Genomic DNA, 24628 nt, shown 5'->3' with positions numbered 1-24628 from the left:
CATGAAACAGTTAGACAATAAAGTCGCGTTAATTACCGGAGGCAGTAGCGGTATCGGGCTGGCCACGGCCAAACGGTTTAGTGAAGAAGGTGCAAAGGTGATTATCACTGGCAGGAATGCAGAAACCCTGCAGCAGGCGATGAATGAGCTCGGTGACGATAATGCACTGTCAATAAAACATGATATCGGTGACATACGAAGCCATGAAAACCTGTTTCGCATTATTAACGAAAAGTACGGCAAGCTGGATGTGATGTTTGCAAATGCCGGCGTTATTGTGCTTTCCGATTTCCCGGCCTCCACCGAAGATGATTTTAATACGCAGTTTGATATCAACGTAAAAGGGACGTTTTTCGCCGTGCAACAGGCCCTCCCGTTAATGTCCGACGGTGGCTCGATAATATTAACGTCCTCCATTGCGCATTATAAAGGGTTCGATGGACACAATATCTATGCCGCCTCAAAAGCCGCGCTGCGATCTTTTGCCCGCAGCTGGACGACCGACCTTAAAGGCCGTGGGATCCGCGTGAATTGTCTGAGCCCAGGACCCGTCGCCACACCGATTATCAGTAAAATGGGCGTTTCCCTGAGCGAACGCGAGGTTTTTGACGCCAGCATCGCAAGTCGTATTCCGTTAGGTCGATTAGGCAAGCCTGACGAGGTTGCCGCGGCAGCGCTGTTTCTTGCATCGGATGAAAGCAGTTTTATTTCGGGTATCGACCTGTCTGTCGATGGTGGGATGGGGCAAATTTAGCGATGCGCGCAGCGCTGTTAAAAAAACATCAAATTTGATTAAAGCACATCAATTTTGCTAGAGCAGGCAGGTTTGACTTTCACTACTCTTGGTGCGGTAACGACATTTTCATCATCCGCTGTTAACAGGTATCGCTATGAAAAAACGTATTATTATTGCCGGTTCGGGTTTTGCAGGTATGTGGGCCGCCATTTCAGCAGCAAGGCTGGTACATATGGAAAAGGCAAATGATCGGATTGAGATTTTTTTGGTTTCTCCGGAACCTGCATTAACCATTCGCCCAAGATTGTATGAAGCCGTACTTGAAAATATGGCACCCTCTATTCTGCATGTTCTTGAGGCTGCGGGTGTGCACTATATTGCCGGTTATGTCACCGATATTGATGCAGAAAATAAAACTATCTCGGTAAAAAAAGAGAGTGGCGAAACCTCGGTTAATTTTGACAGTTTTGTACTGGCCACCGGAAGCCAGGCATTTCACCCAGAACTGCCGGGGATCACGGAATACAGTTTTGACGTGAACTCATTGAATGCTGCTCATGAACTGGAGCAACACCTCATGTCGTTAGCTTCAGAGTCTGATTCTGCCGCACGAAATACTGTTGTTGTCGCCGGTGGGGGCCTGACCGGGCTTGAGACCGCCACTGAAATGCCGGAACGCCTCAGAGACCTCTTGGGTTCGGAGCGCCATTTGCAGGTTATTATTGTGGACAGTTCGAACAAAATTGGTCAGGCGATGGGCGAGGATGCCTGTGAGATCATCAATCAGGCGCTGGCCAGTAATGGCGTGACTGTACGAACGGGCCTCAGAGTGCGCGCAATCAACGCTGAGGGGGTGATGCTTTCGGACGATGAATTTATCCCCAGCAAAACGGTGATATGGACGGCGGGAATGCGGGCCAGCGCGTTAGCCGGGCTCATCCCGGGCGACCATGATAATCTGGGTCGTGTTATAGGGGATGCGTATCTGCGGGCACCTGGCGCCAGGGGTATCTTCGTTACCGGCGATACCGTAAAAGTCCCGACGGATGATGAAGGTAATTATAACGTCATGTCCTGCCAGCATGCGATGAGCCTGGGGCGCGTCGCCGGTCATAACGCGGCAGCAGAAATACTGGGATTACCGCTGCATCCTTACAGCCAGCCAAAATATGTTACCTGTCTTGATCTGGGCAAATGGGGGGCGGTCTACACGGAAGGCTGGGATCATCAGGTTATGTACCAGGGCATGGAAGCGAAAAAAATAAAGCAGGAAATTAATACTCAGTGGATTTATCCGCCAGAACCCGACAGAGAGAAAATGTTTTCTGTTGCTAACCCTGATTACATTATTGTTCCGTAACAGGCCATCTCTGTTGATGCTGCCTGGCGGCAGGCAGCATCAACGCGTGTTCTTTTTTTCACGCCATTGACCGGGGGTCAAGCCTGTTATTTTTCGGAAGGCCTGGGTAAATGCATTTTGCGAGCCATAGCCGCTTTCAATGGCAATTTCTGTAATCAGTTTATCGGTGTGTTGTAACTCGTGGAAAGCGCGTTCCATTACGCGCTGCTTAAGCCACCCGTACGGGGTTAAGCCGGTACTGTTTTTAAAGGCACGGCAGAAATGAGCGGAGGAAACTCCCAGCTCAAGAGCCAGTGATTTAATCGTGACATCCCCTATGGGGCTGTTATCCAGTTTTTCCAGCGCCATTTTTAATGCGCGCGAAGACAATACTCCTTGCGACTGACCTGCGGCTTTCAGCGTGTTGGAGTGGTTTTTTATTAACTGTAATATTAATGACAGTGTTAAGTGCTCGCAGAGCAGTTGGTTAATTTTGTTATTGTCCGAAATGATTTCCGCAACGGCCAGCGTAATTTTTGATGCCGTCTCATCAAAATGCGCGGTGCGTAAGAGTAACTCAGCAGTGGGTATCTCCATTTGATTCAGAAGATCGGCGAAAATATTATCAGGAATATATAAATGCATAACATCTACAAGACCAGCAATATCCCAGCGAGATGTACTTCCCTGAGGAATTGTCGTGATGGCGCCTTTCCGGATCGTGTTTTTAACGATTTTATTTTCTGTTTTTCGCTCAACACGCTGCATATGTCCAACGTGAGCAATAATCACATGTTGATCGAGTGGCGGGATAGTTTCATGCAATGGCCCATGCGGCCAGTGATAACAGCGAATTTGCAGCGCATCTCCACTGTCTATGCCTAATTCAGGTCGGTTCTTTAATACCTGCGCCATTTTATGAACGGCATCGTCAAGAGGAATGTCATGATTTTTCATGAGTATACCTGTTAATAACAGTGGGCATCATAAGAGTATAGCGATGTTTTAACCCTGTTTCATTGTGTTCTGTCTGCATGTTTATTTTTGATGATGGGAAATAACAGAGGGGAAAAAGTCATTTCTACGGCGTGTATACCCTTAAATCGATTAATTATGTTGTCTGGAGGAAATATGGCGATATCTAAGAATGATGCAGCGTCGTTAGCACCTGTTAATGGTACCTCGCATGTGGAAGCCGTTTATGAAAAGGTGCCATCACGTTATGCACTACAGGTCGGTAAGATTGATGTTCTGGTGATCAGTGACGGCGTGTTGTCATTACCTGGACCCATGTTGGGTCATAATGCGGAGGCCTCCGAACGTACCCACTGGTTTGAAGATAAGTTTCTGCCTGCCGATTTTCTCGACTGGGCATTAAATGTGGTTCTCGTGCGTAGCGGTGACCGGACGATCCTGGTTGATGCAGGGATGGGGAAGGCTTTCCCTGATTTACCCCGTGCCGGGCGAACGGTTGACCGCCTGGCGTCAGCGGGGATAGATCTTGCCAGCGTCACGGATGTGATTATCACGCATCTGCATATGGATCACGTTGGTGGGCTGCTTATTGAGGGTGTGAAAGCGCGCATGCGGTCAGATCTTCGCATTCATGTCGCTGCTGCTGAGGTGGAATTTTGGCGTGACCCCGATTTTTCACAGGTTTCCATGCCGCCTGGTTTCCCGGAAGCGCTGCGCCAAACCGCTACCCAATTTTTGCAAGCGTACCAGACTCAACTGCATACATTCGAAGAGGAATACGAGGTTGCACCCGGCGTGCGTGTCGTTCGTACAGGCGGGCATACTCCCGGACACAGCGTGGTAAGGCTGGCCTCTAAGGGGGAACGACTCACCTTTGCCGGCGATGCTATTTTCCAGGTTGGGTTTGAACATCCTGACTGGTTCAATGGTTTCGACCATTATCCCGAAGAAGCGGCACAGATTCGCATTCGTCTGCTGCAGGAACTGGCAGATAACAGGGAGTCATTGATCGCTACTCATCTCTCATTCCCGTCTGTCTGCCATGTTGCTGTCGACGGCGATACGTTCCGTTGCATTCCGGGTCCCTGGGATTATTAAGAATACCGCTGACGTCATTTTCACGGATACCGGCAGGAACATAAGAGGCATTACTTATACGGCCATCCCTCAGACGAGGGATGGCGTTCAGGAGGGAGAGCGATGTTTACTTCGCCGCTTCCTCAATAAGTGTGGCGACATCCTGCGGATGAGAAACCATTACGACATGGGATGCGCCCTTGATCACCACGGTGTGTTTTGATCCCGCGCGTTCAGCCATGAACCGCAAACCCTGGGCGGGGATATTCTTGTCGCCGTCACCGTAAATAAAGTAAGAGGGCAGTTTTTTCCAGGCAGGTGCCCCTGACTTTTCAGTTAAAGCCGCTTCGGTAATCGGTCTTTGCCCTGCGGCCATCAGCGCTGCCTCTTTAGCTGAAACGTCATGTGCGAATTGCTGGTGGAACTTCGCCTGGTCGATGGAGAGATCGACGCTACCATCAGCCAGCTTCACCGGTGCGGCGAGCGCCTGGCCAAGCGTGCCGCCAGGGAATTTTCCGGCCAGGTCGGCCGCCGCTTCACCGGCATCCGGAGCAAATGCGGCGACATACACCAGCGATTTCACATTGTTTGTATCACGGGCCGCGTTCGTAATGACCTGGCCACCATAGGAATGGCCAACAAGGACGACCGGCCCCTTAATATTGTTCACCACGGAAGAGACGTAAGCCGCATCAGTCGAAACACTGCGCAGTGGATTCGCCGCAGCGACGACGTTATACCCGTCCTTTTGCAGGATTTGGGTAACGCCATTCCAGCTAGAAGAGTCGGCAAAGGCACCATGAACCAGGACAACAGTCGGCTTAGCGGTTTCTGCGATAGCGCTGGCAGACAGCAAAACGGTGGCAACGGCAAGGGAGGCAGCAAATTTGGACATGATCGTTCCTCTTTTCAATTCAGTTTAAAGGCTATGCATATGATGGTTGCGGCCTGTCTGGAACAGGCCACCTTGTTAGCTGCGAATAAAGGCCAGTACGTCAGCGTTAAAGCGATCGGCTTCTGTCTCCGCCAGTCCATGTGAACCGCCGGCATATATCGTCAGCGTCGCATTCGCGACGATCTCAGCGGCGCGGTGTGCGGATGCCTTAATGGGGACAATCTGGTCGTCGTCGCCATGAATAATCAGGGTAGGGCGATCAATTTGTTGCAGGTCGTGTGTGTAATCGACTTCAGAGAACTCATGGATGCAGTCATATTGCCCCTTAATACCGCCCTGCAGGCCGATTCTGCGGAAGTTTTCCCGCAACCCGTCATTGGTGGGGACATGGTCACGGTTGAAGCCATAGAACGGAACCGTCAGGTCGAAGAAAAACTGTGAGCGGTTTTTGGCCGTGCCTTCGCGGATGGCATCAAACACCTCCATCGGGGTGCCGTCAGGATTGGCATCCGTCCGGAGCATCAGAGGAGGGACAGCGCCGACCAGAACGACTTTAGCCACACGTGAGGTACCATGACGACCGATATAATGTGCAACTTCGCCGCCCCCTGTTGAGTGACCCACTAAAATCAGATCCTTCAGATCCAGCGCCTCAATCAGCTCAGCGAGATCGTCCGCATACTGATCCATATTGTTACCGTGGAAAGTCTGGTCCGAACGCCCGTGGCTGCGACGGTCGTGTGCGATGACCCGGAAACCCTTCTGGCTGAAAAACAGCATCTGCTGATCCCAGGCATCAGACGATAACGGCCATCCATGAGCGAAGAGGATAGGCTGACCTGAACCCCAGTCTTTGTAGAAAATGCCTGTTCCGTCTGTGGTGGTGAAAGTTGTCATTTCGTTCTCCTGTCATGTGTTGTGCTATTAGTTTGTGTGCGACTTGTTTGTGTGCAAATGAATATGGCAGCCCTTTTTGCCTTTGTCAATCGCTTGCAATTAAATCGTATGCAAATTATTTTAGGGGGACTGGAGGACATATGACTAAACACACTACTTCCGAGGATTCCCTGCCCGATGTGCACGGTATGCTCTGTTTCTCTCTTTACTCAGCGGGACATGCTTTTACCCAGCTCTATCGTCCCATGCTCGATAAGCTTGGCCTGACCTATCCCCAGTATCTGGTGATGGTCACCTTGTGGAATCAGGATGGGCGAACAGTGAAGGAACTGAGTGGAATTCTTTTTCTTGAGTCCAGTACGCTGACCCCTTTACTGAAACGGCTGGAGACTGCGGGGTTGATCACCCGGACACGCAATCCGAAGGATGAGCGCGAAGTGCTTATCCACCTAACGGAGAAGGGTGAGGCGCTGAAAAGCGAGACCAGCACTATCACGCGCTGTATCGTGGATACCCTTGGGATGGATGCCGACATCATTGCTGACATCAAAGCATCAGTTGATAAGATCCGTGACAAGATCCACCGTGCGCAGAAACCGGACGCCGATGACCTATCCTGATTGAGGCGGATTCGGGTTCCTGATAAGTGTACGTCTGGTGACTGACAAGACAGGTACCGGGGAGTTACTTTGCTTTAACTGCCGGGGTGGGCGGGTGCAATGTCCGCTGCGCCCCGAAGCGACTCTACAACAGCGTTCATGCACTGCTGTAAAGAATATTGACTTACCCATTGTTGTTTATTCACTGGCGGTTCAGTTTTGGCAATAACACAAAAAGCAAAAATGACAGTAAGAACATGGCGGTGACTGACATGGCAAGAGGGGTGAGCCCACCCGTAATAAAATGTCCAGTTATGAGTGACCCCAGCGCAGTCGTTATGAAGGTGAGGAAAATCATAAGCGCAGATCCTCTGGCATCATTACTGCCTGCAGAAACGATACCCCTGTAGAAGGCGACGGGGCCCCTTAACCCCAGCGCAAAACCCATTGGCGTAAAGAGTATGGTCATAACAAAAGCCCGGCTTCCGTTCAGGAAACCATATCCCGATAGCGCGAAGGCGCTGAGCAATGCCATAAGCGTGCCGGCAAGAATTACTTTTTCATGGCTAAAACGTTCAGCCAACCCCGGAGAAATGTTGGCGGCGATGATGTAACCTCCTACGTTCAACATTTGCATAAGGATGAAGTCATTCAGGTTCCCGCCCATGGAAAGGATAATGACGCTTGGTGCTCCGAATACGAACGTTATCAGACCGCCAACGGCCAAAGCCTGGCTCAATGCATAGCGAAGATAAACAGCATTTTTCAATAATTGTACGTACGTTCCAGGCGTGTGCTGGCCTGGGTTTCGTTCTGATCCCTTTGCAAACCTTATCATTACAGCTAAAGCCATCGTCAGTACGCCCAGAGAGATAAACGTGATTCTCCAGTTAAAGAACTGCAGGATAAGTGTACCTACTACAGGGGCTATCGCTGGAACTAATGCCTGTATGCTCCCTAACAATCCAATTGCCCGGGCTGCCTTCCGATGAGGAAACAAACCTCTAATAAATCCAGGGATGAAAACTGATGCTGCAGCAGAAGCCATCCCTTGTATAAATCGTAATATTAAAAGAAGTGTTATTTCTGGAGCATACGCGCAACCAAAAGAAGTTAGTGAAAATAAAAGTAGCGCAAAGAAGAGCATCCTGATTTTGCTGAAGCGATCGGCCAGGTTACCAAATAGTAATAAACCACAGGCATTACCTGCTACATATATGGAGAGTATCCTTTGTGATATCTCCGATGAGATATTAAAGACTGTAGCAAAAAGTGGAATAGCAGGCAAAACCATATCGGTGCCGGCGGCGGTAGACATCGCACAGAGTATTAGATACAAAAATGTGGTCATGTTATTTCATATTCGATGTAATGAGCGCTCATGCCTGTTGTTTAAATGTATGTCTGGGATTATCACCCCGTAAGATTGGCTTTGAGTTGTTTCTTCAGCGGTAGCGAGGCAAAACATGCGTCAATAGCATTGATATTGCAAACCAGAAATTCTTCTGTGTCCCATCCAAAAACATGATGTAATAGTTGATATTCTTTATCCAGTGAGGTGTTGGCAACGGTTCTGGCATCAGTATTAATGCTTAATGAAATGCCTTCACGAAAAAGCGCATTAACAGGGTGCTCTTCAATGGAAGGATAAATATTACAGACAATGTTACAACCCGGGCAAATCTCCAGATGGATATGCTCTTCAAGCAACCGATCTAGTGTCGCTCTGTCAGCAATGCTTCTGACGCCATGTCCGATGCGAGAAACTTTCAGTTTATTAAGCGTTTCATTTACGCTGACGAAATCCTTAGCCTCTCCTGCATGTGCGATACAGTTGCCTCCATGCTGGCGTACATAATTAAACGCCTCAACATGGTTATCCAGCGGGTAGCGGGCTTCATCAGCTGCAAGGTCAAGCGCGACAACCCCATAATGCAGGTATTTTGTCACCAGTCTTGCCGTCTCAAGGCTCTGTTCTGCCGTAAAATGACGCAGTGTACATAATATTAAATTGGCTTTGATATCAAAAATATGGCTATTTATCTGCATGGCATCCAGGACGGTTTCAATGACCTCTTCAGCCGTAAGATATTGATTAAGATGTAAGAGTGGCGCAAAGCGTAACTCAGCATAAATTACCCCATCAGCATGGAGTTGATCAAACATGTCTTCGACGGCCTGACGTAATGCAGTGTGGGTTTGTAATAAGCTCAGCTGCGGAGAAATTCTTCTTAAAAAATCTCCCAGGTCAGTACATTGACTCGGTGCGATAAAATTCGACTGAAATACTTTAAGATTCAGTGCAGGCATCAGCATTTTTGCGCAATGATAGCTAATACAAGTATCCAAATGAATGTGAAGCTCAATTTTCGGAATCCTTCGGGAATTAAAATGCATCTAAAGTTCCTCTATACATCATTGCGGAGTCTGCGAGTAACGAGAATAATTTCTCTTTGAACATACCACTTTTTATTTTAAGTATAATTCTGGCATTAGGTGCTTTCCCTGTAAGGTTTGTCGCATCGATAACATAATGTCCATACGATGACTCACATTTGTACTCCACCCAGGAATAACGGGAAAACGCCTCCTCAACAATATCAGGAAAAAGCGCTACTGCCATGGTGGTGGGGTCTGGCAAATCAAAACCCTTGCGTACCGTTCGGCCTGCATTAAACTCCATCAAGGATTTGTTGCATCTTACGGCGAACTGACCCAAGGGGCTCAGTTGATTGAGGTATGCTATATCATCTTCATTAATGAAAGCTTCTCCCATGCCTATTTCCCACCCAACGACTGTCATAGGGAGCCCTGATTGCATCACTATATTTGCGGCTTCCGCATCAACAAAAAAATTGAACTCAGCCAGAGGCGTGATATTTCCCGAAGTAAGGCCGGCACCGCCCATGATATAAACATGTTTAATTTTTTTCGCAAGCGTTGGTTCCTTCAGTACTGCCATTGCCAGATTAGTCAGAGGTCCCAGGGTAACGATCTCAAGTTCACCTTTGAATTTTTCTGCATAAAGAAGAATCGCATCTACCGCATGAAGTGATTCCGACTTTAGGGTGGTGGGGGGATTTTCCATATTACCCATACCATCTTTGCCATGAATATGGTGAGAAGTGAAGTGGGTTTTAAAAAGCGGCTTTGTCATTCCGGAAAATACAGGAGGAGCATATGTTCCGGCTTTTTCAATACTCACTAATGCGTTTTGAACACACTGTTCGATCTCACAGTTACCAACGACTACTGTGATTGCTTCAACCCTAACGGTACGCTCTCTGAGTGCCATCACAATAGCGACTGCGTCATCAGAAGCGGTATCAGTATCAATAAGTAATTTTCTCATAGTATTTCTCTCAGTAAGGAAGCTTGTCACGAGATAAGATGACGAACAATGCATCCAAAAAAAAGGACATCTATCTCTTTTTAGTGGACATGCCAGTCGGTCTCGCTTCAATAACGATTAGTATTCTGAGCGCTAACTTCGCTAAGATATTTGTGAAAAATCGCGCGCCATAGTTTTTATATATGGTTAGTGCTTTTATAAAATAAAAAACTTGTGATTAAAAAAGGCTTCATATAAATGAACCATCTTCCGATGGCGTTGAAAGCGGCTGTGGTAGAATGTGGTGCGAAGGTTATTTGCAGATTACTCTGGCTTTAATAATTCACTGTCTTTCACTATAATCGTTTTATTCTTGAGTTCTATGATTTGATTTTCTTGTAACTCTGCTAAAACTCGATTGAGATGTCTCACCGAAATGGAAAGAAATGATGCGACCAATTCTCTTCGCTCAAGCCTGATAACGGAACCATGTTTATTATATTCATTCATGAGGTAATTTGACACTCTCTGTAATGAACTTAAACACATAGTGGTTTTTAATTGAGAAGAGATGAATAATTTATTTGCAAGTTGTTAGCAAAGAAAACGAAGAAAAACTGGCTCATTTAATCCAATAGTATTTATATAGTTAAGTGAAAAATAAACTATCGTTGACGTCTTAAGGATCTTTACTGTACTCAGATTTCTGCTGGCGCTATCATGTTGGAAAATTTCAATGGCACCAATCACAGAGAGAGGTTCTTCTATACAAAAAGTAATATCTTTACCATCTTTAGATAAATGCTCTATTTGTACCTTACCTTTAATTAAACAGTAAACTCCCGATGGGGAATCTCCTTGGTGGAGTAAAATCTCTCCCTTATTAAAAATCAGTAATTTAGCTCTGCTGAGTATGTCATCTGGTAAAATGAATTTAAGTTTAGAGTTCAGAATGTCAGAATGTGATAAATCTATTTGTAATGATTTCATAAAGGTGACTCAACGCTTTGTTTGTGAATTATTATAGATTGCGCATGAAATAATCTCAAGTCATATGCCTGGCATCCCCAGGTTAACCTGTCAGCGATGATATTTCTGGCGCATCTATACCATTTTCTCAAATCGTCATCAACTCTTATAATAAAACTCCTTTCGAAAAAAGGACATGCGTCCTTTTTTTTCGATAAAGCGTTTTTTATACTCCAGGTAAATGGTCTGAGAGTTATTTTATTTGGGGCGGGTTTATGCATTCAGCAACCACTATCGTTACTTTTAGCGGCAAGAAAATTGATTTTCTTAATCTCAGTATAAATGATATAGATATAATTGATATCGCTAAGGGCTTGTCAAATGGATGCCGTTTTGGTGGGCAATGCGAAAGTTTCTATTCAGTGGCTCAGCATTCCGTTCTGGTAAGTTATTTAACGCCAGTGCATTTGGCTCTGGAAGGGCTTCTTCATGATGCCACCGAGGCTTACATAAAAGATTTCCCTTCTCCTTTAAAAAAATGTATGCCGCAGTATATAAACCTTGAGAAAGAAATTGAGTCATTGATCAGAGTGAAATTTAATATTTCCTCCTGTAAAGCCTCAGAAGTTAAGCATGCTGATCGGATCATGCTCGCTACTGAAGCGAGGGATCTGGGTATGGAAAAGGTATTAGACTATCCTTCCCTGCGAGATATATCACCATCGGTTATAATTAAAGTCGTTCCGATGCTACCGAAAGCTGCATTTAGTGCATTTCTTGAGAGATTCGCCGAATTAATAGAGCGTTAAGATGTTAGTCTGCGAATTCACATATAATCACGTGAATTTTTGCTGCGAGGGAGATTGACTTCACCATTAAAAATCTGAAGAAGAGATTTTTGATGTTGTTTTTTTATCTTCATCTGTTCAACGACTATTGATTCTTTTTCACTTTATAAGGGCATTACCTGAACACGGAGCACGCGGATGGCGTTAAGAGAGATGCAACGTATTATATTGGGCGCTACAACGTTTGCTTTTGAGAATAGAAGTCCGCTCTCCCTGTGGCGTTCAACTCATCGTCACAGGAAGATTGGCGTGTTTATCGTGCTCTCTAAATACCAGAATCATTTCTGGCGGGGGAGCGACCGGAAAGAGCAGTAGTACCCTACAGATGCTATAAGGCAGAGCATATACCCGAATGACTCGCTGCCTTCCTCCACGACATTTTTGACTACCCTGACGTAGCTTTGATCAAGTATCGCGTACCATAACCCGTGCATTCCAAACAGTCGGGAGAAGACCAGGACTGCCAACAGACCACTGAGCATCACGCCGTACCACGGGGTACGGGTATAGTCTGCCAGTTGCGTAAGGGTAAGACGATAATGGATAACGGGATAAAGCAAAGCACAAACGGCGGAAAGCAGTGCAAACCATACCCAGCTTCCGTGAGCCAGAAGATCGAAAAATGCATCCAGTTCTCGAATCAGCATGGAGAGGAAAAAGCCGCCAATCAGGATGTTGCAATAGCGCATGAATGCCCATTTCTTCGCCAGCAGGAAGTGTATAAATACAATGCCCCCTAAAACTGATTCCTGCACAATTTCGGTCAGCGATATCTCCGGTATATCCAGGTTAAATAAATAGATATCCGCCCACAGGCAAAGCACGGGCACAGTGCAGGCTGCTGACGCGAAAAGAAAGAAGAAAAAGCTTTTGAGCACAAACATTAACACCACCACTTTCATTCAAAATACCTATGATAAGTGGCTTCGAGCGTAAATCTATTTCACTTTGTGCGCTATAGGCATGAATTTTAAGCATTTTGAGCTACTTAGCGCGGGCGCATTAGCTTTCCACCTCAGACTTCAGCCTTGCATCAGAAATCCAGATGGAAAGTCGGCTTAGCGATGTAATCCCATGCCACACGAGTTCAGCCTCTGGTTGAGCAGTCACGCGCATACGATGACCCATCGTCAGACGGGTATCCACACTCAAAAGGGGCGGTATGCTTTAGCTAAACAGGGCGTGAATACGCTGTTCCAGCGCCTTAATTTTCATAGCCATTCAGCCGTCCGGGTGTTTAAGTGGTTATAATAAAAAATAAAAACTTTGCTTAAAAATTTTTTCTGTGCCTAAATAGCGTCATCGGTTTGGAATACAGACCTTATTAAAGCAGTTTAGTAAAGCAGTCCTCAGTTCAGGTGTTATCAATAGATACTCTTCTTCGTGAGCCTCCTCCTAAGTGCCAAATAAGTTACTCTCTAAATACAGGCCATCATCGCCGCGCTTAGTGGCTCAAAAAATAAGGAATTATCTATGTCTAATAAAATGACTGGTTTAGTAAAATGGTTTAACTCTGATAAAGGTTTTGGCTTTATCACTCCTGACGACGGCAGCAAAGATGTATTCGTACATTTCTCTGCTATTCAGAGCGACAGCTACAAATCTCTTGATGAAGGCCAGAAAGTGTCCTTCACCATTGAAAATGGCGCTAAAGGCCCAGCAGCGGGTAACGTTTCTCCGCTGTAAGTCGCGCACATTGTCGGTGAGCCTTACGATAGCGATGAAGACGCGAGTCTGAGCAGTTAAGCTTCACCGATAATAAAAAAAACCCGCCGAGTGCGGGTTTTTTTATGGCTTCAGGATGATGATAGGCTGTCTATTATTCCGTTTTACCGGCCTGTTTTCAAAAAAGCTTAACCTTCACCCGGAGGTGGGGTGCGGTCCCGAAGGCTGTGTTCCTGAGATAAACGCCAGAAATCATGTCCTGCCGGATACTGATATAAGCGGAGCGAGAATTGACCGGCGACAGCCGTGATGTATTCAAATATCGCTGACTGAGTATTTTCATACTCCATCCACAGTACGGAAGAGGTAAAGCAATAAATTTCCAGGGGAATACCCGACGGCGTAGGCTTCAGCGTTCTCACCACAATATACATATCTTTGATAATATCAGGCCGATCGGCGAGCCAGGCCATCAGGTAGTGCCGAAAGAGCGTTAAATTTGTCAGGCCATTATCCATAAACCAACTGTCCGGTATGCCCATGGGATCACGCCCGTCGATGAGTTTTGCCAGCGGTTCATTCGTGCCGCGCAGGGCCAGCATCGGGGCCAGCGTTTCCTGCGTGAGAAATGTAACGGAGTGCTGATCGATCGTGGTGCTGCGCATAATCCGGCGTGCGCCTGACGAAAACATGGCCTGCCAGTTGGTATACGTTTCGGTCAGAAAGTTTTTGGTCGGGATACGCGAAATCGTGTTATCCCAGTTACGGATAGTAATGGTGTGCAGCGCAATGTCGGTCACTTCGCCACTCAGGTTTTTATCGGGCATTTCAATCCAGTCCCCCAACTGCAGGACGTCATTTGACGAAAGCTGGATATTGGCAACGAGCGAAAGCAGGGTATGCTGAAAGACTAACATCAGCACGGCCGCCACGGCCCCGAGGCTGGAAATAATAATCGCGGGGGATTTATTCGACATGACGGCAAGGATCATGATCGCGGCAATGACGTGAATAAATATTTTCCCTATCTGGATATAGCCTTTGATAGAGTGATTTTTACGCTTCGTCTTGCGTAAATATGAGCTGTTGACAATATCCAACATCTCATTGAAGAAAACCGACAGAAAAATAAAGAATAGAATCCCACAAATGGTATTTATTGCCGTCACCAGCGATGCAGGCATATTGGGCATAAACTGCAGGACGTAATAAACGATAATAACCGGAATGAAATTCGACAGCTTTTCGGCTATGCGACGATCTTTTTCCAGCGGGACATCCTGTTTATGGCTGGCAAAGAAGACCTTACGGACGATTTTTATGAGCAGGAATTTGCACATCAGGTGCGCAAAGAAACCTGAGATGACCAACAGAATAAGATTAAATCCAATGGCCAGAGCCGGATTGCTTTCTATAAATGTTAATAAATAATCCAAGTACACCATCGCTTATCGCCTGAATAAGTATGCCAGTTTGTATTAACCTTATTCAAAAGATAAATACAAAGATTTAACCAAATCATATAATGGCATATCCGGTACAGACAAGTCCACGACCTGAATCCTAAGTCGCACAGACCTATTTTGTTTCGGTCGGTAACTTTATTTCCAGAACCGTTCCAGGCAATAAAAGCAGACGATGTCCACCTTCAGCATTTGGATCGCTAAAACATATATCCTCTCCCTGTTCGGTACCGAAGCAGGGAGAGGGGCGTTACATTCTCTGCAGAAGTGGAAGAGGGTGGCACGCCGCGTCGCGCTTAGTCGTGGATTTTTACACCCAGACACCCGCGAACAAACTCAGGGTTAAAGTGTTTAACCGCATCGCCAACATAGCCTAAGTCGAGCGAACTGATTTGTGCCATTTCGACATCGCTCAGGGAGAAGTCCCAGATAGCCAGGTTCTCTTCAATCCGGTTCTGGTGCGTGGATTTAGGAATGACGGTAACGCCACGTTGCACATTCCAGCGCAGAATGATCTGAGCGATGGTTTTTTGATGCGCTTCGGCAATCCCCTTGAGCATTTCATTTTCGTACGGTTTGTGCCTTCCGCCGCCAAGTGGTGCCCAGGCTTCTGACTGAACGTTGTAATATTTCATGGTCTCAAGCGCGTCAGATTGCGCAAAGTAAGGGTGTAATTCCACCTGATTTACCATGGGCTTAATTCTGACCGTTTCACAGAAATTGGTGAGCACGTGGGCGTAGAAATTAGACACGCCAATCGCTTTTAGCTTTCCGGCATCATACGCATCTTCCAAAGCCCGCCACGCGCTGAAATAATCGCGCATTGCCTGATGCAATAAGTAGAGATCGAAATAGTCTAATCCCGATTTTTTTAACGATGCCTCAATACCGGCTTTGGCGGTCTCGTAGCTTGCCATGTCCTGCACCCACAGCTTAGAGGTAATAAATAACTCCTCGCGGGTACACAGACCTTCAGCGATGGCTTCACGAACGGCATCGCCCACGGCGTCTTCATTGCCGTACACTGCTGCGGTATCAATGAGGCGATAGCCTGTACGAATGGCGCTCAGCACTGACTGTTTACATTCTTCTTTATCGGTGACCTGAAAAACACCAAAACCCGCCATCGGCATTCTGAGGTTGTTGCTTAATACTGTATATTCCACTGAAGAGTCCCTCCACCCTGTTTAGACACCATTCAAAAGTATAAACAGAACCACGACGAACCCGTGGTAATCGTCTTTATTCTTTCAAATCGCTGAATACGCTGGTCTACACCCTGTCGGGAATAAACCAGAATGACATCTGATTACTGAACCGTATAACCGCCATCAATTGCCAGAGCCTGTCCGGTGACGAAACTGGCATCGGAACTGCACAACCATAAGACGGCGCGCGCGATCTCTTCGGGCTCGCCCAGGCGACCAATTGGCTGCAGTTTCATGAGCTCGGCCATTGCGTCAGGCTCGCTGTTCAGCATATTTTCGACCATTGGCGTGCGGATAATGCCGGGACAAACGGCGTTGATTTGTATTCCACGTGCGGCATATTCCAGCGCTGCGCTTTTGGTCAGCCCGAGAACGCCGTGCTTTGTCGCATGATAAACGCCGCGCCCGGCAATGCCGACCAGCCCGCCCAGAGACGAACAGTTAACGATAGCGCCACTTTTCTGACGGCGCATTTGTTGCAGCTCATATTTCATGCAGTTCCAGATACCCCGCAGGTTAATCGCGTTGACGCGATCAAACTCTTCGCCGCTGGCATCTGCGGTTTCTGCAATGGGGCTCTGAATACCGGCGTTGTTATAGGCGGCGTCGAGCTGACCAAACGCCTGTACTGCGTTCTCAATCATGCGTCTGACCTGCTCTTCGTCAGTCACGTCGCAGACGACGGGTTTCACGGTATACCCTTCAGCCAGTAGCGCATCCGCTTCGCGAGATAACGCATCCTCGCGAATATCCGCCATCACCACCGTTGCGCCAGATTCGCAAAATGCCCTGACGGTCGCGAGCCCCATACCGGAAGCCGCGCCGGTGACCAGCGCCACCTTGCCACTAAAATCATACTTAACCATTTGATACCTCTTACCGTGGAATCACGTGCAATGCAGACGTCTCACGTTGTGTAAAAGTATTCTGCGGGAAATGTGATGTTGTTAAAACTGACTAAATCAAAATGCAGTAATGAGGAATTTTCATAAATTAGATAGACTGCTTCTCGTACAGCGCAGGCGGCCGTCATTTATAATGAACGCCATACCGCCAGAACGCTTTTCGTCTGAAGAGACAGTGTATTGGGATGAATCAGCCACCCATTTTTTCCGGATATCAGAGGCCCAGATTGGCACGAGAAAATCTTAATGACTTAATGGCTTTTATTGCCGTTGCGCGCGAAAAAAGCTTCACCAAAGCTGCGGCCCAATTAGGCGTGTCGCAGTCAGCCCTGAGCCATACTATGCGTACCCTCGAATCTCGTCTGGGGATGAAACTGCTGACTCGCACCACGCGCAGTATTGCGTTAACCGATATTGGTCAGTCCATGCTGGATGACCTGGGGCCTTATATCGATGGTATTCAGGGTCGTTTGCAGTCCCTGAAAGATCTCAACAGCAAACCTGCGGGTACGGTGCGCATATCAACGTCAGATTATGCTATCGGGTCTGTTATCTGGCCGAAGCTGGAACCGCTGCTTAAAGAATATCCTGACATTAGTCTGGAGCTGATTGATGACTATGCCTTGACGGATATTGTTTCCGGGCGGTTTGATGCAGGAACCCGTCTGGGGGAACAGATCTCCAACGGCATGATTTCCGTGCGTATTGGCCCGGATGTCCGTTTTGCCGTGGTCGGCTCACCTGATTATTTTTCCCGCAATCCTCAGCCGCAGCACCCTAACGATCTGATTGATTACAACTGCATCAACCTGCGGTTTCCTACGCATGGCAATTTATACGTCTGGGAATTTGAAAAAGAGGGTAAAAGCCTGAACGTGAAAGTCACTGGTCAGCTGGTCTTTAGCCGGATCTATCAGTGCCTTCAGGCTGCAGTGGAAGGGTACGGCCTGGCGCATGTTCCGCGTGATATCGCAGAAAAGCATATCGCCCGTGGGGAGCTTATTAGCGTGCTCGACGACTGGTGCCCCTACTGGGATGGCTATTATATTTACTATCCCGAGAACCGAAATCTATCGAAAGCATTCCAGCTGGTGGTCGACGCGCTACGCCATTACAAACATCCCTGAAGAGAGACGTTTGTCAGCAACGCAAAGCCAGGCCCCTCATCCGGTGCCTGGCGTTTACAGTTGCGTGGCTAAATGTCAGGCATTATCCCTGCCGGCAAACACCTCTTTAAAGACCGGCATCGCCGAGAAAACATTGGGCCAGCCCGCCACAAAGGCCAGTTGCGTCAGGACTTCGGACGCCTGGGTCCGGGTTAAACCATTGTCCATGGCGCGGTTGAGATGGTAAGGAACCTGGGCCACCTGGCCGGCAGTGACCAACGCGCTGACCGTGATCAGACTTCTGTCCCGTGGCGCCAGTCCGGGCCTGAGCCACAGGTTCTGGAATAGCGCGTCGGTCGTGTATTTCACTACGCCCGGCGAGACCTTGCCAAAGTTTGATTCAACCAGCGTGGCACGCTTGTTTTCCGACTCTTCATCCAGCGGCAGGAAATCCACCTTTCCGCCTGGCAAGGAAGCGGTATCGATATGGCGTTGAGCAAACAGCTGACGCGCGATCAGCGCCGCAGAGGTGGCGTTCGGCCAGCCGGCGTAAAAAGCCAGGTGGGTGATTGTCTCTGAGATTTCCGCAGGTTTTACGCCGCTGTCCAGCGACACGTTGAGGTAGTGGGGAAGTTCCGCCGTATCATTGCGGCTGATCAGCGCTGCAACCGTCACCAGGCTTCGATCGCGTCGCGACAGTTCCGGGCGATTCCAGAGATCTTTTTCAATAAACTGTTCTGAATAGGCAGCCATTGCTGGCGCGACCTGGGTTACAGCGTCCCGTGAGTCTTCCGGTTTCATTGTCGAACTCCTGTTTTGAGTAGTCTGGGAGACACATCCGTTAATCAATAAGAGTGAAACGATAAGCAGGGCGGTTCTGTTCAGCATTAATGCCCTCCCGCCTGCAGGTACTGCGCATCGCTGACTTTTTCAAGCCAGTTCACGTTTTGCCCCTGCTCATTCGATTCCTGAATGGCCATATGCACCATCGTGGTTTTATCCGTTGCGCCGTGCCAGTGTTTAACCCCTGGCGGGCATTGAATGACATCCCCGGCGTGCACGGTTTTTCGCTCCTGCCCCCACTCCTGCACCCAGCCCGTCCCGGACGTGACCACCAGTGTTTGCCCAAGCGGATGGGTATGCCAGTCGGAACGTGCGCCGGGCACGAAGGTGACATACGCGGCGCCAGCTCTTTGCGGGGCGACAGGTGAGAAAAGGGGGTCAATGTAAGCACGTCCGGTAAAGTGGTCAGCGGGTTCGGCAATCGTCGCGCGACTGCCCGTTTCAGACACGGTCATTTGAGCTGAAGGGGTGGTTTCGCTGTGTGCGGACATACCTGCAAATACCAATAGTGATGCTGCTACAGAGGTGAAACGGATCATCATACTCTCCTGTTGTGAATGAAACGGCAAACCCGGTACCGGGAAAAAGAGAAGGGGATAAATGTGTTGTGATGAGATTTGCCGGCTGTGCCGGAAATACATATTCGGGCGGCTACTTATCCGTCAGTAGCTCAAATCGGGCATTATATTCAGCAGGTGATACGGGCAAGGCATCCGGTTCGTCTAATTGCCCCAGCGTAATTAATCCCGACGCATATCCGTGTGCTTTATAGAAAATCGCCAGATTTCCCCACGGGGCATATAGCGTGATATCACCCTTAGCGGCCGCGGTACCCGCAGGTGCGCCGGCCGTGGACAGGTGGCGAGGAAGATCGCCGATTTTCTCTTCCCCGGCATAATCTTTCAGCTGCAGCGTAAGGGGCAACAGTGCGATAAAGTCACGACTGGTTTGGCTGCTATTCAACGTTGCGGTCAGCGTCTTGTCGTTCAGTATAATTTTTATCTTCATCGGGTTTTCCTGTATGAGTTCGTTGCGCCAGCCGGCAATCGTCTGCAGTCATTGGCAACTATTCTTAACAGAAATAAACCGCGTGTTAATAGGCGTTATCAGAATAGAAAAATGAATAAATTTCATTAATCCGGTCCGGGAAGCAAAATGTTTGTTATCGGCAGATACAGGCCTCAGGGTCTGGCAACGTGGCGTAACCAGTGCCCAACGCCTTCAGCAGCAGCGTCAATTGCGCCGGCCAGATAACCCGAAAATTGCGGTGACCATTCGCTGGCAATCCCGGTTAATTTATCAGCCCATTCTTCCTGCGCCGGAACCTGTTGCGGCTGTGCGTGTCCGACGTCCTGCTGCAGGTCAAATTCTGTCGTCGTAAACGGATCAGCGGCCCAGTCTTTTATCCACTCGGCTTCAGGCTCTGCCGCGTCTTCTCCGAAGAGTCGCACCAGTTGCTCCCGGCACAGTCGCTTGAGTTCGGCCTCGCTCACCGTCCATCGCGATTTTGCCGGTACGCCAATAAAACCAAAGATAGCCGTTTTGCCGGTATCGGGCTCTGACACATCGTGAATTTCAACCATCGGACCCACACGGCTGCTTACGTCGCCGGAGAGATGCTGTGCCTGCAAAAAGTCGGTCTGGTACAGGGCGACATATTTTGCGTGAGGCGCCATCCAGGTCGGCGTTTTACGCCAGTGTGAAAGGACCCGCTCCGGCAATGCCGGCTCGAACGTCATTTTTGCTGCCAGCGCGGGAGGCAGGGCGAGGAAAACGTGTTCACCGGTGAAAAGTGAGCCTTCGCCCGCTTCGGACTGCGTCGCGACCTGCATACCCTCGCCGAGACGGGAAATGGAAACCACCTGATGGTCTGACTTAATCTTCTGCGCCGGGATCTGGCGTGTTAATGCGCTCGTCAGCGCCTGCATTCCACCCTGAAGCCTGAACGACTCCGGTGATGTCACATAGGCAGGATAACGTTGCGCAGGGGACGTCGTCTGGCGTTCATAAAGCATATCCCCTGGTCGCCCCTGAGGGAGAGGCGTTAATCCAAGTTGATGAACCAGGTGTGCGAAGTCAGGCTGAATTTCCGGCCAGAACCAGGTCGCGCCCATGTCCACATGAACCCCATCAGGCGTGTTTGCTAACACCTGACCTGAAAGTACGCGACCGCCGGTTCTTTTCCTCGCTTCCAGTATCAGGTAATCCACTCCCGCTTTTTCAAGCAGTGTGCCCGCATACAGGCCGCTGACACCCGCACCAATGATAATAACGTTGCCTTTCATGGTATCGCTCCGGTCAGTGTGGTCGGGCTGAGATGTCCCGTTTTAAGATAAAAAAGTGCCCCAGAAGCGGCGGCCGCCAGCGCCGGCAAATCGCCTTCAGGAAATCTGAGCCAGCTTCCTTTCAGGTAACGACCTTCCGGTGCGCTGATATCCCCTTCGAGAAGCAGGAGCTCGGCTCCTCCGGCGAGCGGAGCGCAGAAGAGTCGTTCACCCGGTGCGATCCTCTGAAGCTGGGTGGTTTCCGCTACGCTTGCGAACAGGGGACAAATGAGTCTGTGCGGCTGGCCGTGCCAGCGACTCGCCTCGTTGGTATTGATCCTGACCGGTTCCTGTTCTTCGGCGGCGAACTGGCGCAGCTTACCGAAAAGGGTGGTGCCGTCACGACTGGACGGTCGATGCGACGAGCCGTCCGGGCTGCGCAGATACCAGCCAGCCGGATAATCGGTTCCGTTTTCCGTAAAGGTACCGCTCAGCACCAGAATCTCTTCTCCGCCGGGGTGGGTGTGCTCAGGAAACACAGAATCAGGGGCATACCTGACAAGGCTGGTTGCGCGAGCCTGCTCGCGGCCAATGCGATCAAGCATGACGCGCTCCACACCAGGTTGCGGGGAGGGCACCCAGCGGTAGTCATCAGGAGTAATGATGGCTCGCTGTGAAAAATCAGAATTCAGTAACATCATAGTCAGTCATTAAACGGCACCGCAGGCGGTGCCGTATGCAGGTTTATTTTGTTGGCAGGTTGTCAAAAACATCCAGAGCCCGGGCGGTATAGGTTAACGCAGCACCGGCGTTCAGACTGATGGCAACGGAAAGCGCTTCAGCTATCTCTTCACGCGTTGCGCCTTTCTTAACCGCAGCTTCCACATGTACCGCCAGGCAACCATCACAGCGAGTGGTAACGGCAACAGCCAGCGCAATCAGTTCGTGGGTCTTGGGATCAAGGTGCTGATTTTCAGAAGCCCCTTTATCCATCTGCTGTAAGCCTTTCATAAATTCAGGCTGCAGTCTGGCAAATTTCCCGACGGTGGCCAGCAGGCTGGTGCGATATTCATTCCAGTTTAAAAACATTCATAGCTCCGGTACGTGTAGGTTTCAGAAAATGCCCGTTACAGGACGTCGTAAATGCGGATTTCAGGCGCGCTGTTCAGATACGGTTTCAGTGCTTCAACGACGTCCTGGGTGAAAAGCGGACTGCTGAGATACGCCTGTGCATGGGACACGGTTTTAAATCCGTGCAGGACCTGTACGTCCTCGTCACGAACAAGCAGTTCTTTAGAGATGGCACCGTCGATGGTGGTCAGGAACGGGGTTTTGTATTGCTGGTAGACCCCGGCGGCTGCCGCACGGTTTTCATTACTGATATCAAGGCTGATTTGCAGATAAGCCATCGTTCTCTCCTTCGCTCAGGGTTAAGGCAAGGCGGCCGGATAAGGTACCGGTCTGCTTTACCGTTCGTTGAGGGCGATTATGAGAAAGCCGGTTATCTTCAACAAATCAGTTAATCTTGCGTTGCAGAAAAGAAAAACTATGTCGGGCGTCTGATGAGAGAAGCATCATGCCGGTACGCGATGACCTTTGCCGCATGATGCTTAAAAAAGGGGGGGTTATGGATTGTCAGAGACCACGTCATGAAGAAGCCAGTCGTGAAATATTTTTACTTCTTCACGCATGGCGGTGTGCTGCGGGGTCACCAGGTAGTAAGACCATGTTAACGGCCAGCGATGGTCTGGGTGCAATTGAACCAGTTGCCCGGTTTCAATCAGCTGTTTCACCAGCGCGTGACGCACAATCGCCACCCCCCGGCCGCTCAGGGCCGAGAGAATAACGGCGGAGGTGGAGTTAATATGCAGCCTGCTTTCCAGCGCGCCAGGGGCATTGACGGTACGGAGAACGTCGTCCCATGAGGGAAAATTCGCGCCCGGGTGCGGCGTGTCATCGTGGATCAGCTTCTGCGTGGCGAGCCAGTCACCACAGGCAATTTTCTCCGGAGGCACCAGGCGGGGGCTACAGACCAGCACCGCCTCTTCATCCATCAGCCAGGTTTTATTCACACCGGGCCAGTCTCCCTGTCCGCAGCGAATGCCGATATCCGCCTCGCCGTGCGATACGTCCATCAGCTTTTCCGTGACGTTAAGCCGCAGATCGATTGTGTCATGCGTTTCTGAGAAGCGGTTAAGACGCTCCATCAGCCAGTTCATCATCAATACCTGAGAGGCGGTGACGACCACGACAGAACGTGCGCGACGTCCGCGCAGTTTGTTTAACCCGCTTTCCAGCTTGTCCAGGCCCTGCGTAATGTCCTGCAGCGCATCCTGAGCCTCATCCACCAGCGTCAGGCGCTCCTTACCCGACCGCGTACGGCGAAGCAGCGGGTGACCAACCCAGTCTTCGAGCGAACGAACAAGCTGGCCTACTGCGGCAGGCGTCACGCCAAGCTCTTGCGCTGCACCGGTAAAGCTGCCGTGACGGGCGGTCGCTTCAAAAGCATGTAGCCATTTAAGTCTGTTCAGGGAACGCATTGCAGGTACTCCGATTTATTCTTTCTTTCAGTATACCTGAGCGAAGAAGATTTTCTTTCCTGTGTCGCAATTTCTTCTCAGTCGTCAACCCTGGTGCAGGGTGGCATTCTGGATGCACACGATGAGGAGCGAGGCTTTTCATCAATGACAACCAAATGTTTTAAAAGAGGTTAGCGATGAACGCATCTTTTGCCGGTAAAAAGCTGTTAGTGGTCGGTGGTACAAGCGGTATGGGCTTCGAAACGGCGAAGCGGGTTCTGAAAAACGGTGGCAGCGTGGTGCTGGTGGGGAACCGCAAGGACAAAGCGGAGCAGGCTCGTCAGGCGCTGGCGGTCGACGGACCGGTATCCATCATCGTGGCTGACCTGATGAAAGAAGAGGGTATGCAGCACGTGATGAATACCATCAATGCTGAACACAAAGACATCAGCCTGCTGGTCAATGCCGCTGGCGTGTTCTTCCCGAAACCGTTTACTGAACATGAAGCGTCAGATTACGACATGTACATGAGCATCAACCGCGCGACCTTCTTCATCACCCGTGATGTGGTGCGCAATATGGTTGATGCCGGTATTAAAGGCTCCATCGTCAATATCGGCTCTATGTGGGCACAGCAGGCCATCGGGGCCACGCCGTCTTCCGCATATTCCATGGCGAAAGCCGGCCTGCATGCGTGGACCAAAAACCTGGCTATTGAGCTGGGCGGGAAAGGCATTCGCGTCAATGCCGTGTCTCCGGCCGTTGTTCACACGCCAATTTATGAAGGCTTCATCCCGAAAGACGATGTAAAAGAGGTGATGAACAGCTTCGACAGCTTCCATCCGATTGGCCGCGTGGGTACGCCGGGCGATGTGGCTGAAACGGTTGCCTTCCTGCTTTCTGACAAGACAGGCTGGGTCACCGGCGCAATCTGGGACATTGACGGCGGCGTCATGGCTGGCCGTAACGCCTAATACACCGCTCATCAC

Annotated in this window: 28 protein-coding genes; 8 read left to right on the top strand and 20 right to left on the bottom strand. The window is 49.4% G+C overall.

Going from position 1 to position 24628, the window contains the following annotated elements; all coding sequences use genetic code 11:
- Position 1 precedes the first annotated feature (1 nt).
- Positions 2-754 (top strand): SDR family oxidoreductase, encoded by a 753-nt coding sequence (locus HV242_RS12445; RefSeq protein WP_050736901.1) that lies wholly within the window; start codon positions 2-4, stop codon positions 752-754.
- A 136-nt stretch (positions 755-890) separates the two neighbouring features.
- Entirely contained in the window at positions 891-2096 is a 1206-nt protein-coding gene (locus HV242_RS12440; RefSeq protein ID WP_050736900.1) for an NAD(P)/FAD-dependent oxidoreductase, read from the top strand.
- Positions 2097-2135: 39 nt separating this feature from the next.
- Here the strand turns inward: HV242_RS12440 and HV242_RS12435 are convergent, their stop codons facing one another.
- Positions 2136-3032, bottom strand: a complete 897-nt coding sequence (locus HV242_RS12435) for an AraC family transcriptional regulator (RefSeq protein WP_050736899.1) — start codon at positions 3030-3032, stop codon at positions 2136-2138.
- Between the two features lie 174 nt (positions 3033-3206).
- On the opposite strand from HV242_RS12435, the gene HV242_RS12430 reads away from it, so the two are divergent.
- Positions 3207-4148 (top strand): MBL fold metallo-hydrolase, encoded by a 942-nt coding sequence (locus HV242_RS12430; RefSeq protein WP_050736898.1) that lies wholly within the window; start codon positions 3207-3209, stop codon positions 4146-4148.
- Between the two features lie 106 nt (positions 4149-4254).
- On the opposite strand, the gene HV242_RS12425 is transcribed toward HV242_RS12430, so the two are convergent.
- A complete protein-coding gene (locus HV242_RS12425; protein ID WP_020882412.1) occupies positions 4255-5022 on the bottom strand; it encodes an alpha/beta fold hydrolase in 768 nt (255 codons plus the stop codon).
- Between the two features lie 75 nt (positions 5023-5097).
- Entirely contained in the window at positions 5098-5919 is an 822-nt protein-coding gene (locus tag HV242_RS12420; RefSeq protein WP_047356786.1) for an alpha/beta fold hydrolase, read from the bottom strand.
- Between the two features lie 140 nt (positions 5920-6059).
- On the opposite strand from HV242_RS12420, the gene HV242_RS12415 reads away from it, so the two are divergent.
- A complete protein-coding gene (locus HV242_RS12415; protein ID WP_025203961.1) occupies positions 6060-6539 on the top strand; it encodes a MarR family winged helix-turn-helix transcriptional regulator in 480 nt (159 codons plus the stop codon).
- Positions 6540-6720: 181 nt separating this feature from the next.
- Here HV242_RS12415 and HV242_RS12410 read toward each other — a convergent pair whose 3' ends face one another.
- From HV242_RS12410 to HV242_RS12390, 5 genes are all read right to left on the bottom strand, one after another.
- A complete protein-coding gene (locus HV242_RS12410; protein ID WP_044867512.1) occupies positions 6721-7869 on the bottom strand; it encodes an MFS transporter in 1149 nt (382 codons plus the stop codon).
- A 62-nt stretch (positions 7870-7931) separates the two neighbouring features.
- Positions 7932-8915 (bottom strand): adenosine deaminase, encoded by a 984-nt coding sequence (add, locus tag HV242_RS12405; protein ID WP_044867514.1) that lies wholly within the window; start codon positions 8913-8915, stop codon positions 7932-7934.
- Positions 8905-9870: a nucleoside hydrolase gene (locus HV242_RS12400; RefSeq protein ID WP_044867516.1), complete on the bottom strand. Its 966-nt coding sequence runs from the start codon at positions 9868-9870 to the stop codon at positions 8905-8907. The genes add and HV242_RS12400 overlap by 11 nt, the downstream gene beginning before the upstream one ends.
- 303 nt (positions 9871-10173) lie before the next feature.
- On the bottom strand, positions 10174-10398 hold the full coding sequence (locus HV242_RS24500; protein ID WP_458309217.1) for a helix-turn-helix domain-containing protein: 225 nt from the start codon (positions 10396-10398) through the stop codon (positions 10174-10176).
- Positions 10399-10443: 45 nt separating this feature from the next.
- Positions 10444-10839: a Crp/Fnr family transcriptional regulator gene (locus HV242_RS12390; RefSeq protein ID WP_181616728.1), complete on the bottom strand. Its 396-nt coding sequence runs from the start codon at positions 10837-10839 to the stop codon at positions 10444-10446.
- A 254-nt stretch (positions 10840-11093) separates the two neighbouring features.
- Between HV242_RS12390 and HV242_RS12385 the strand changes: the two genes are divergently transcribed.
- Positions 11094-11627, top strand: coding sequence for an HD family hydrolase (locus HV242_RS12385; protein WP_181616727.1), 534 nt, complete (start codon positions 11094-11096; stop codon positions 11625-11627).
- Between the two features lie 317 nt (positions 11628-11944).
- Here HV242_RS12385 and HV242_RS12380 read toward each other — a convergent pair whose 3' ends face one another.
- On the bottom strand, positions 11945-12550 hold the full coding sequence (locus HV242_RS12380) for a hypothetical protein (RefSeq protein WP_050736943.1): 606 nt from the start codon (positions 12548-12550) through the stop codon (positions 11945-11947).
- 589 nt (positions 12551-13139) lie between these two features.
- On the opposite strand from HV242_RS12380, the gene cspE reads away from it, so the two are divergent.
- A complete protein-coding gene (cspE, locus tag HV242_RS12375; RefSeq protein ID WP_014170400.1) occupies positions 13140-13352 on the top strand; it encodes a transcription antiterminator/RNA stability regulator CspE in 213 nt (70 codons plus the stop codon).
- A 167-nt stretch (positions 13353-13519) separates the two neighbouring features.
- Here cspE and HV242_RS24495 read toward each other — a convergent pair whose 3' ends face one another.
- The 3 genes from HV242_RS24495 to HV242_RS12360 all read right to left on the bottom strand — a co-directional run bounded on the left by HV242_RS24495 (position 13520) and on the right by HV242_RS12360 (position 16868).
- Positions 13520-14776 carry a mechanosensitive ion channel family protein gene (locus HV242_RS24495; RefSeq protein WP_047356781.1) on the bottom strand — a complete coding sequence of 419 codons (1257 nt, stop codon included), beginning with the start codon at positions 14774-14776 and terminating at the stop codon, positions 13520-13522.
- 314 nt (positions 14777-15090) lie between these two features.
- Positions 15091-15960, bottom strand: a complete 870-nt coding sequence (locus HV242_RS12365) for an aldo/keto reductase (protein ID WP_050736895.1) — start codon at positions 15958-15960, stop codon at positions 15091-15093.
- Positions 15961-16103: 143 nt separating this feature from the next.
- Complete coding sequence (locus HV242_RS12360) at positions 16104-16868, bottom strand: SDR family NAD(P)-dependent oxidoreductase (protein ID WP_014170397.1); 765 nt, start codon at positions 16866-16868, stop codon at positions 16104-16106.
- A gap of 266 nt (positions 16869-17134) precedes the next feature.
- On the opposite strand from HV242_RS12360, the gene HV242_RS12355 reads away from it, so the two are divergent.
- The gene (locus HV242_RS12355) at positions 17135-18034 is read left to right on the top strand and encodes a LysR family transcriptional regulator (protein ID WP_014170396.1); all 900 of its coding nucleotides are present in this window, start codon (positions 17135-17137) and stop codon (positions 18032-18034) included.
- Positions 18035-18109: 75 nt separating this feature from the next.
- On the opposite strand, the gene HV242_RS12350 is transcribed toward HV242_RS12355, so the two are convergent.
- The 8 genes from HV242_RS12350 to HV242_RS12315 all read right to left on the bottom strand — a co-directional run bounded on the left by HV242_RS12350 (position 18110) and on the right by HV242_RS12315 (position 23660).
- A complete protein-coding gene (locus HV242_RS12350) occupies positions 18110-18901 on the bottom strand; it encodes a carboxymuconolactone decarboxylase family protein (RefSeq protein ID WP_080990151.1) in 792 nt (263 codons plus the stop codon).
- Positions 18901-19398: a (R)-mandelonitrile lyase gene (locus HV242_RS12345; RefSeq protein WP_228175334.1), complete on the bottom strand. Its 498-nt coding sequence runs from the start codon at positions 19396-19398 to the stop codon at positions 18901-18903. Before HV242_RS12345 ends, HV242_RS12350 begins: the two co-directional genes overlap by 1 nt.
- A 109-nt stretch (positions 19399-19507) precedes the next feature.
- Entirely contained in the window at positions 19508-19864 is a 357-nt protein-coding gene (locus HV242_RS12340; protein WP_050736893.1) for a cyclophilin-like fold protein, read from the bottom strand.
- A gap of 173 nt (positions 19865-20037) precedes the next feature.
- Positions 20038-21141: a flavin monoamine oxidase family protein gene (locus HV242_RS12335; protein WP_181616726.1), complete on the bottom strand. Its 1104-nt coding sequence runs from the start codon at positions 21139-21141 to the stop codon at positions 20038-20040.
- Positions 21138-21821, bottom strand: coding sequence for a cupin domain-containing protein (locus HV242_RS12330; protein WP_220131399.1), 684 nt, complete (start codon positions 21819-21821; stop codon positions 21138-21140). Before HV242_RS12330 ends, HV242_RS12335 begins: the two co-directional genes overlap by 4 nt.
- 43 nt (positions 21822-21864) lie before the next feature.
- Entirely contained in the window at positions 21865-22209 is a 345-nt protein-coding gene (locus HV242_RS12325; RefSeq protein ID WP_014170390.1) for a carboxymuconolactone decarboxylase family protein, read from the bottom strand.
- Positions 22210-22247: 38 nt separating this feature from the next.
- Positions 22248-22529 carry a hypothetical protein gene (locus HV242_RS12320; protein ID WP_050736891.1) on the bottom strand — a complete coding sequence of 94 codons (282 nt, stop codon included), beginning with the start codon at positions 22527-22529 and terminating at the stop codon, positions 22248-22250.
- Between the two features lie 216 nt (positions 22530-22745).
- Entirely contained in the window at positions 22746-23660 is a 915-nt protein-coding gene (locus tag HV242_RS12315; protein WP_014170388.1) for a LysR substrate-binding domain-containing protein, read from the bottom strand.
- Between the two features lie 176 nt (positions 23661-23836).
- On the opposite strand from HV242_RS12315, the gene HV242_RS12310 reads away from it, so the two are divergent.
- The gene (locus HV242_RS12310; RefSeq protein WP_044858489.1) at positions 23837-24613 is read left to right on the top strand and encodes an SDR family NAD(P)-dependent oxidoreductase; all 777 of its coding nucleotides are present in this window, start codon (positions 23837-23839) and stop codon (positions 24611-24613) included.
- Positions 24614-24628 lie beyond the last annotated feature (15 nt).

This window comes from Enterobacter sp. RHBSTW-00593 (assembly GCF_013784105.1).
In the GTDB taxonomy this organism is placed as follows: Bacteria; Pseudomonadota; Gammaproteobacteria; order Enterobacterales; family Enterobacteriaceae; genus Enterobacter; species Enterobacter ludwigii.
Note: the sequence above shows the minus strand (reverse complement) of the source record. Positions and strands in the feature narration are given on the sequence as shown.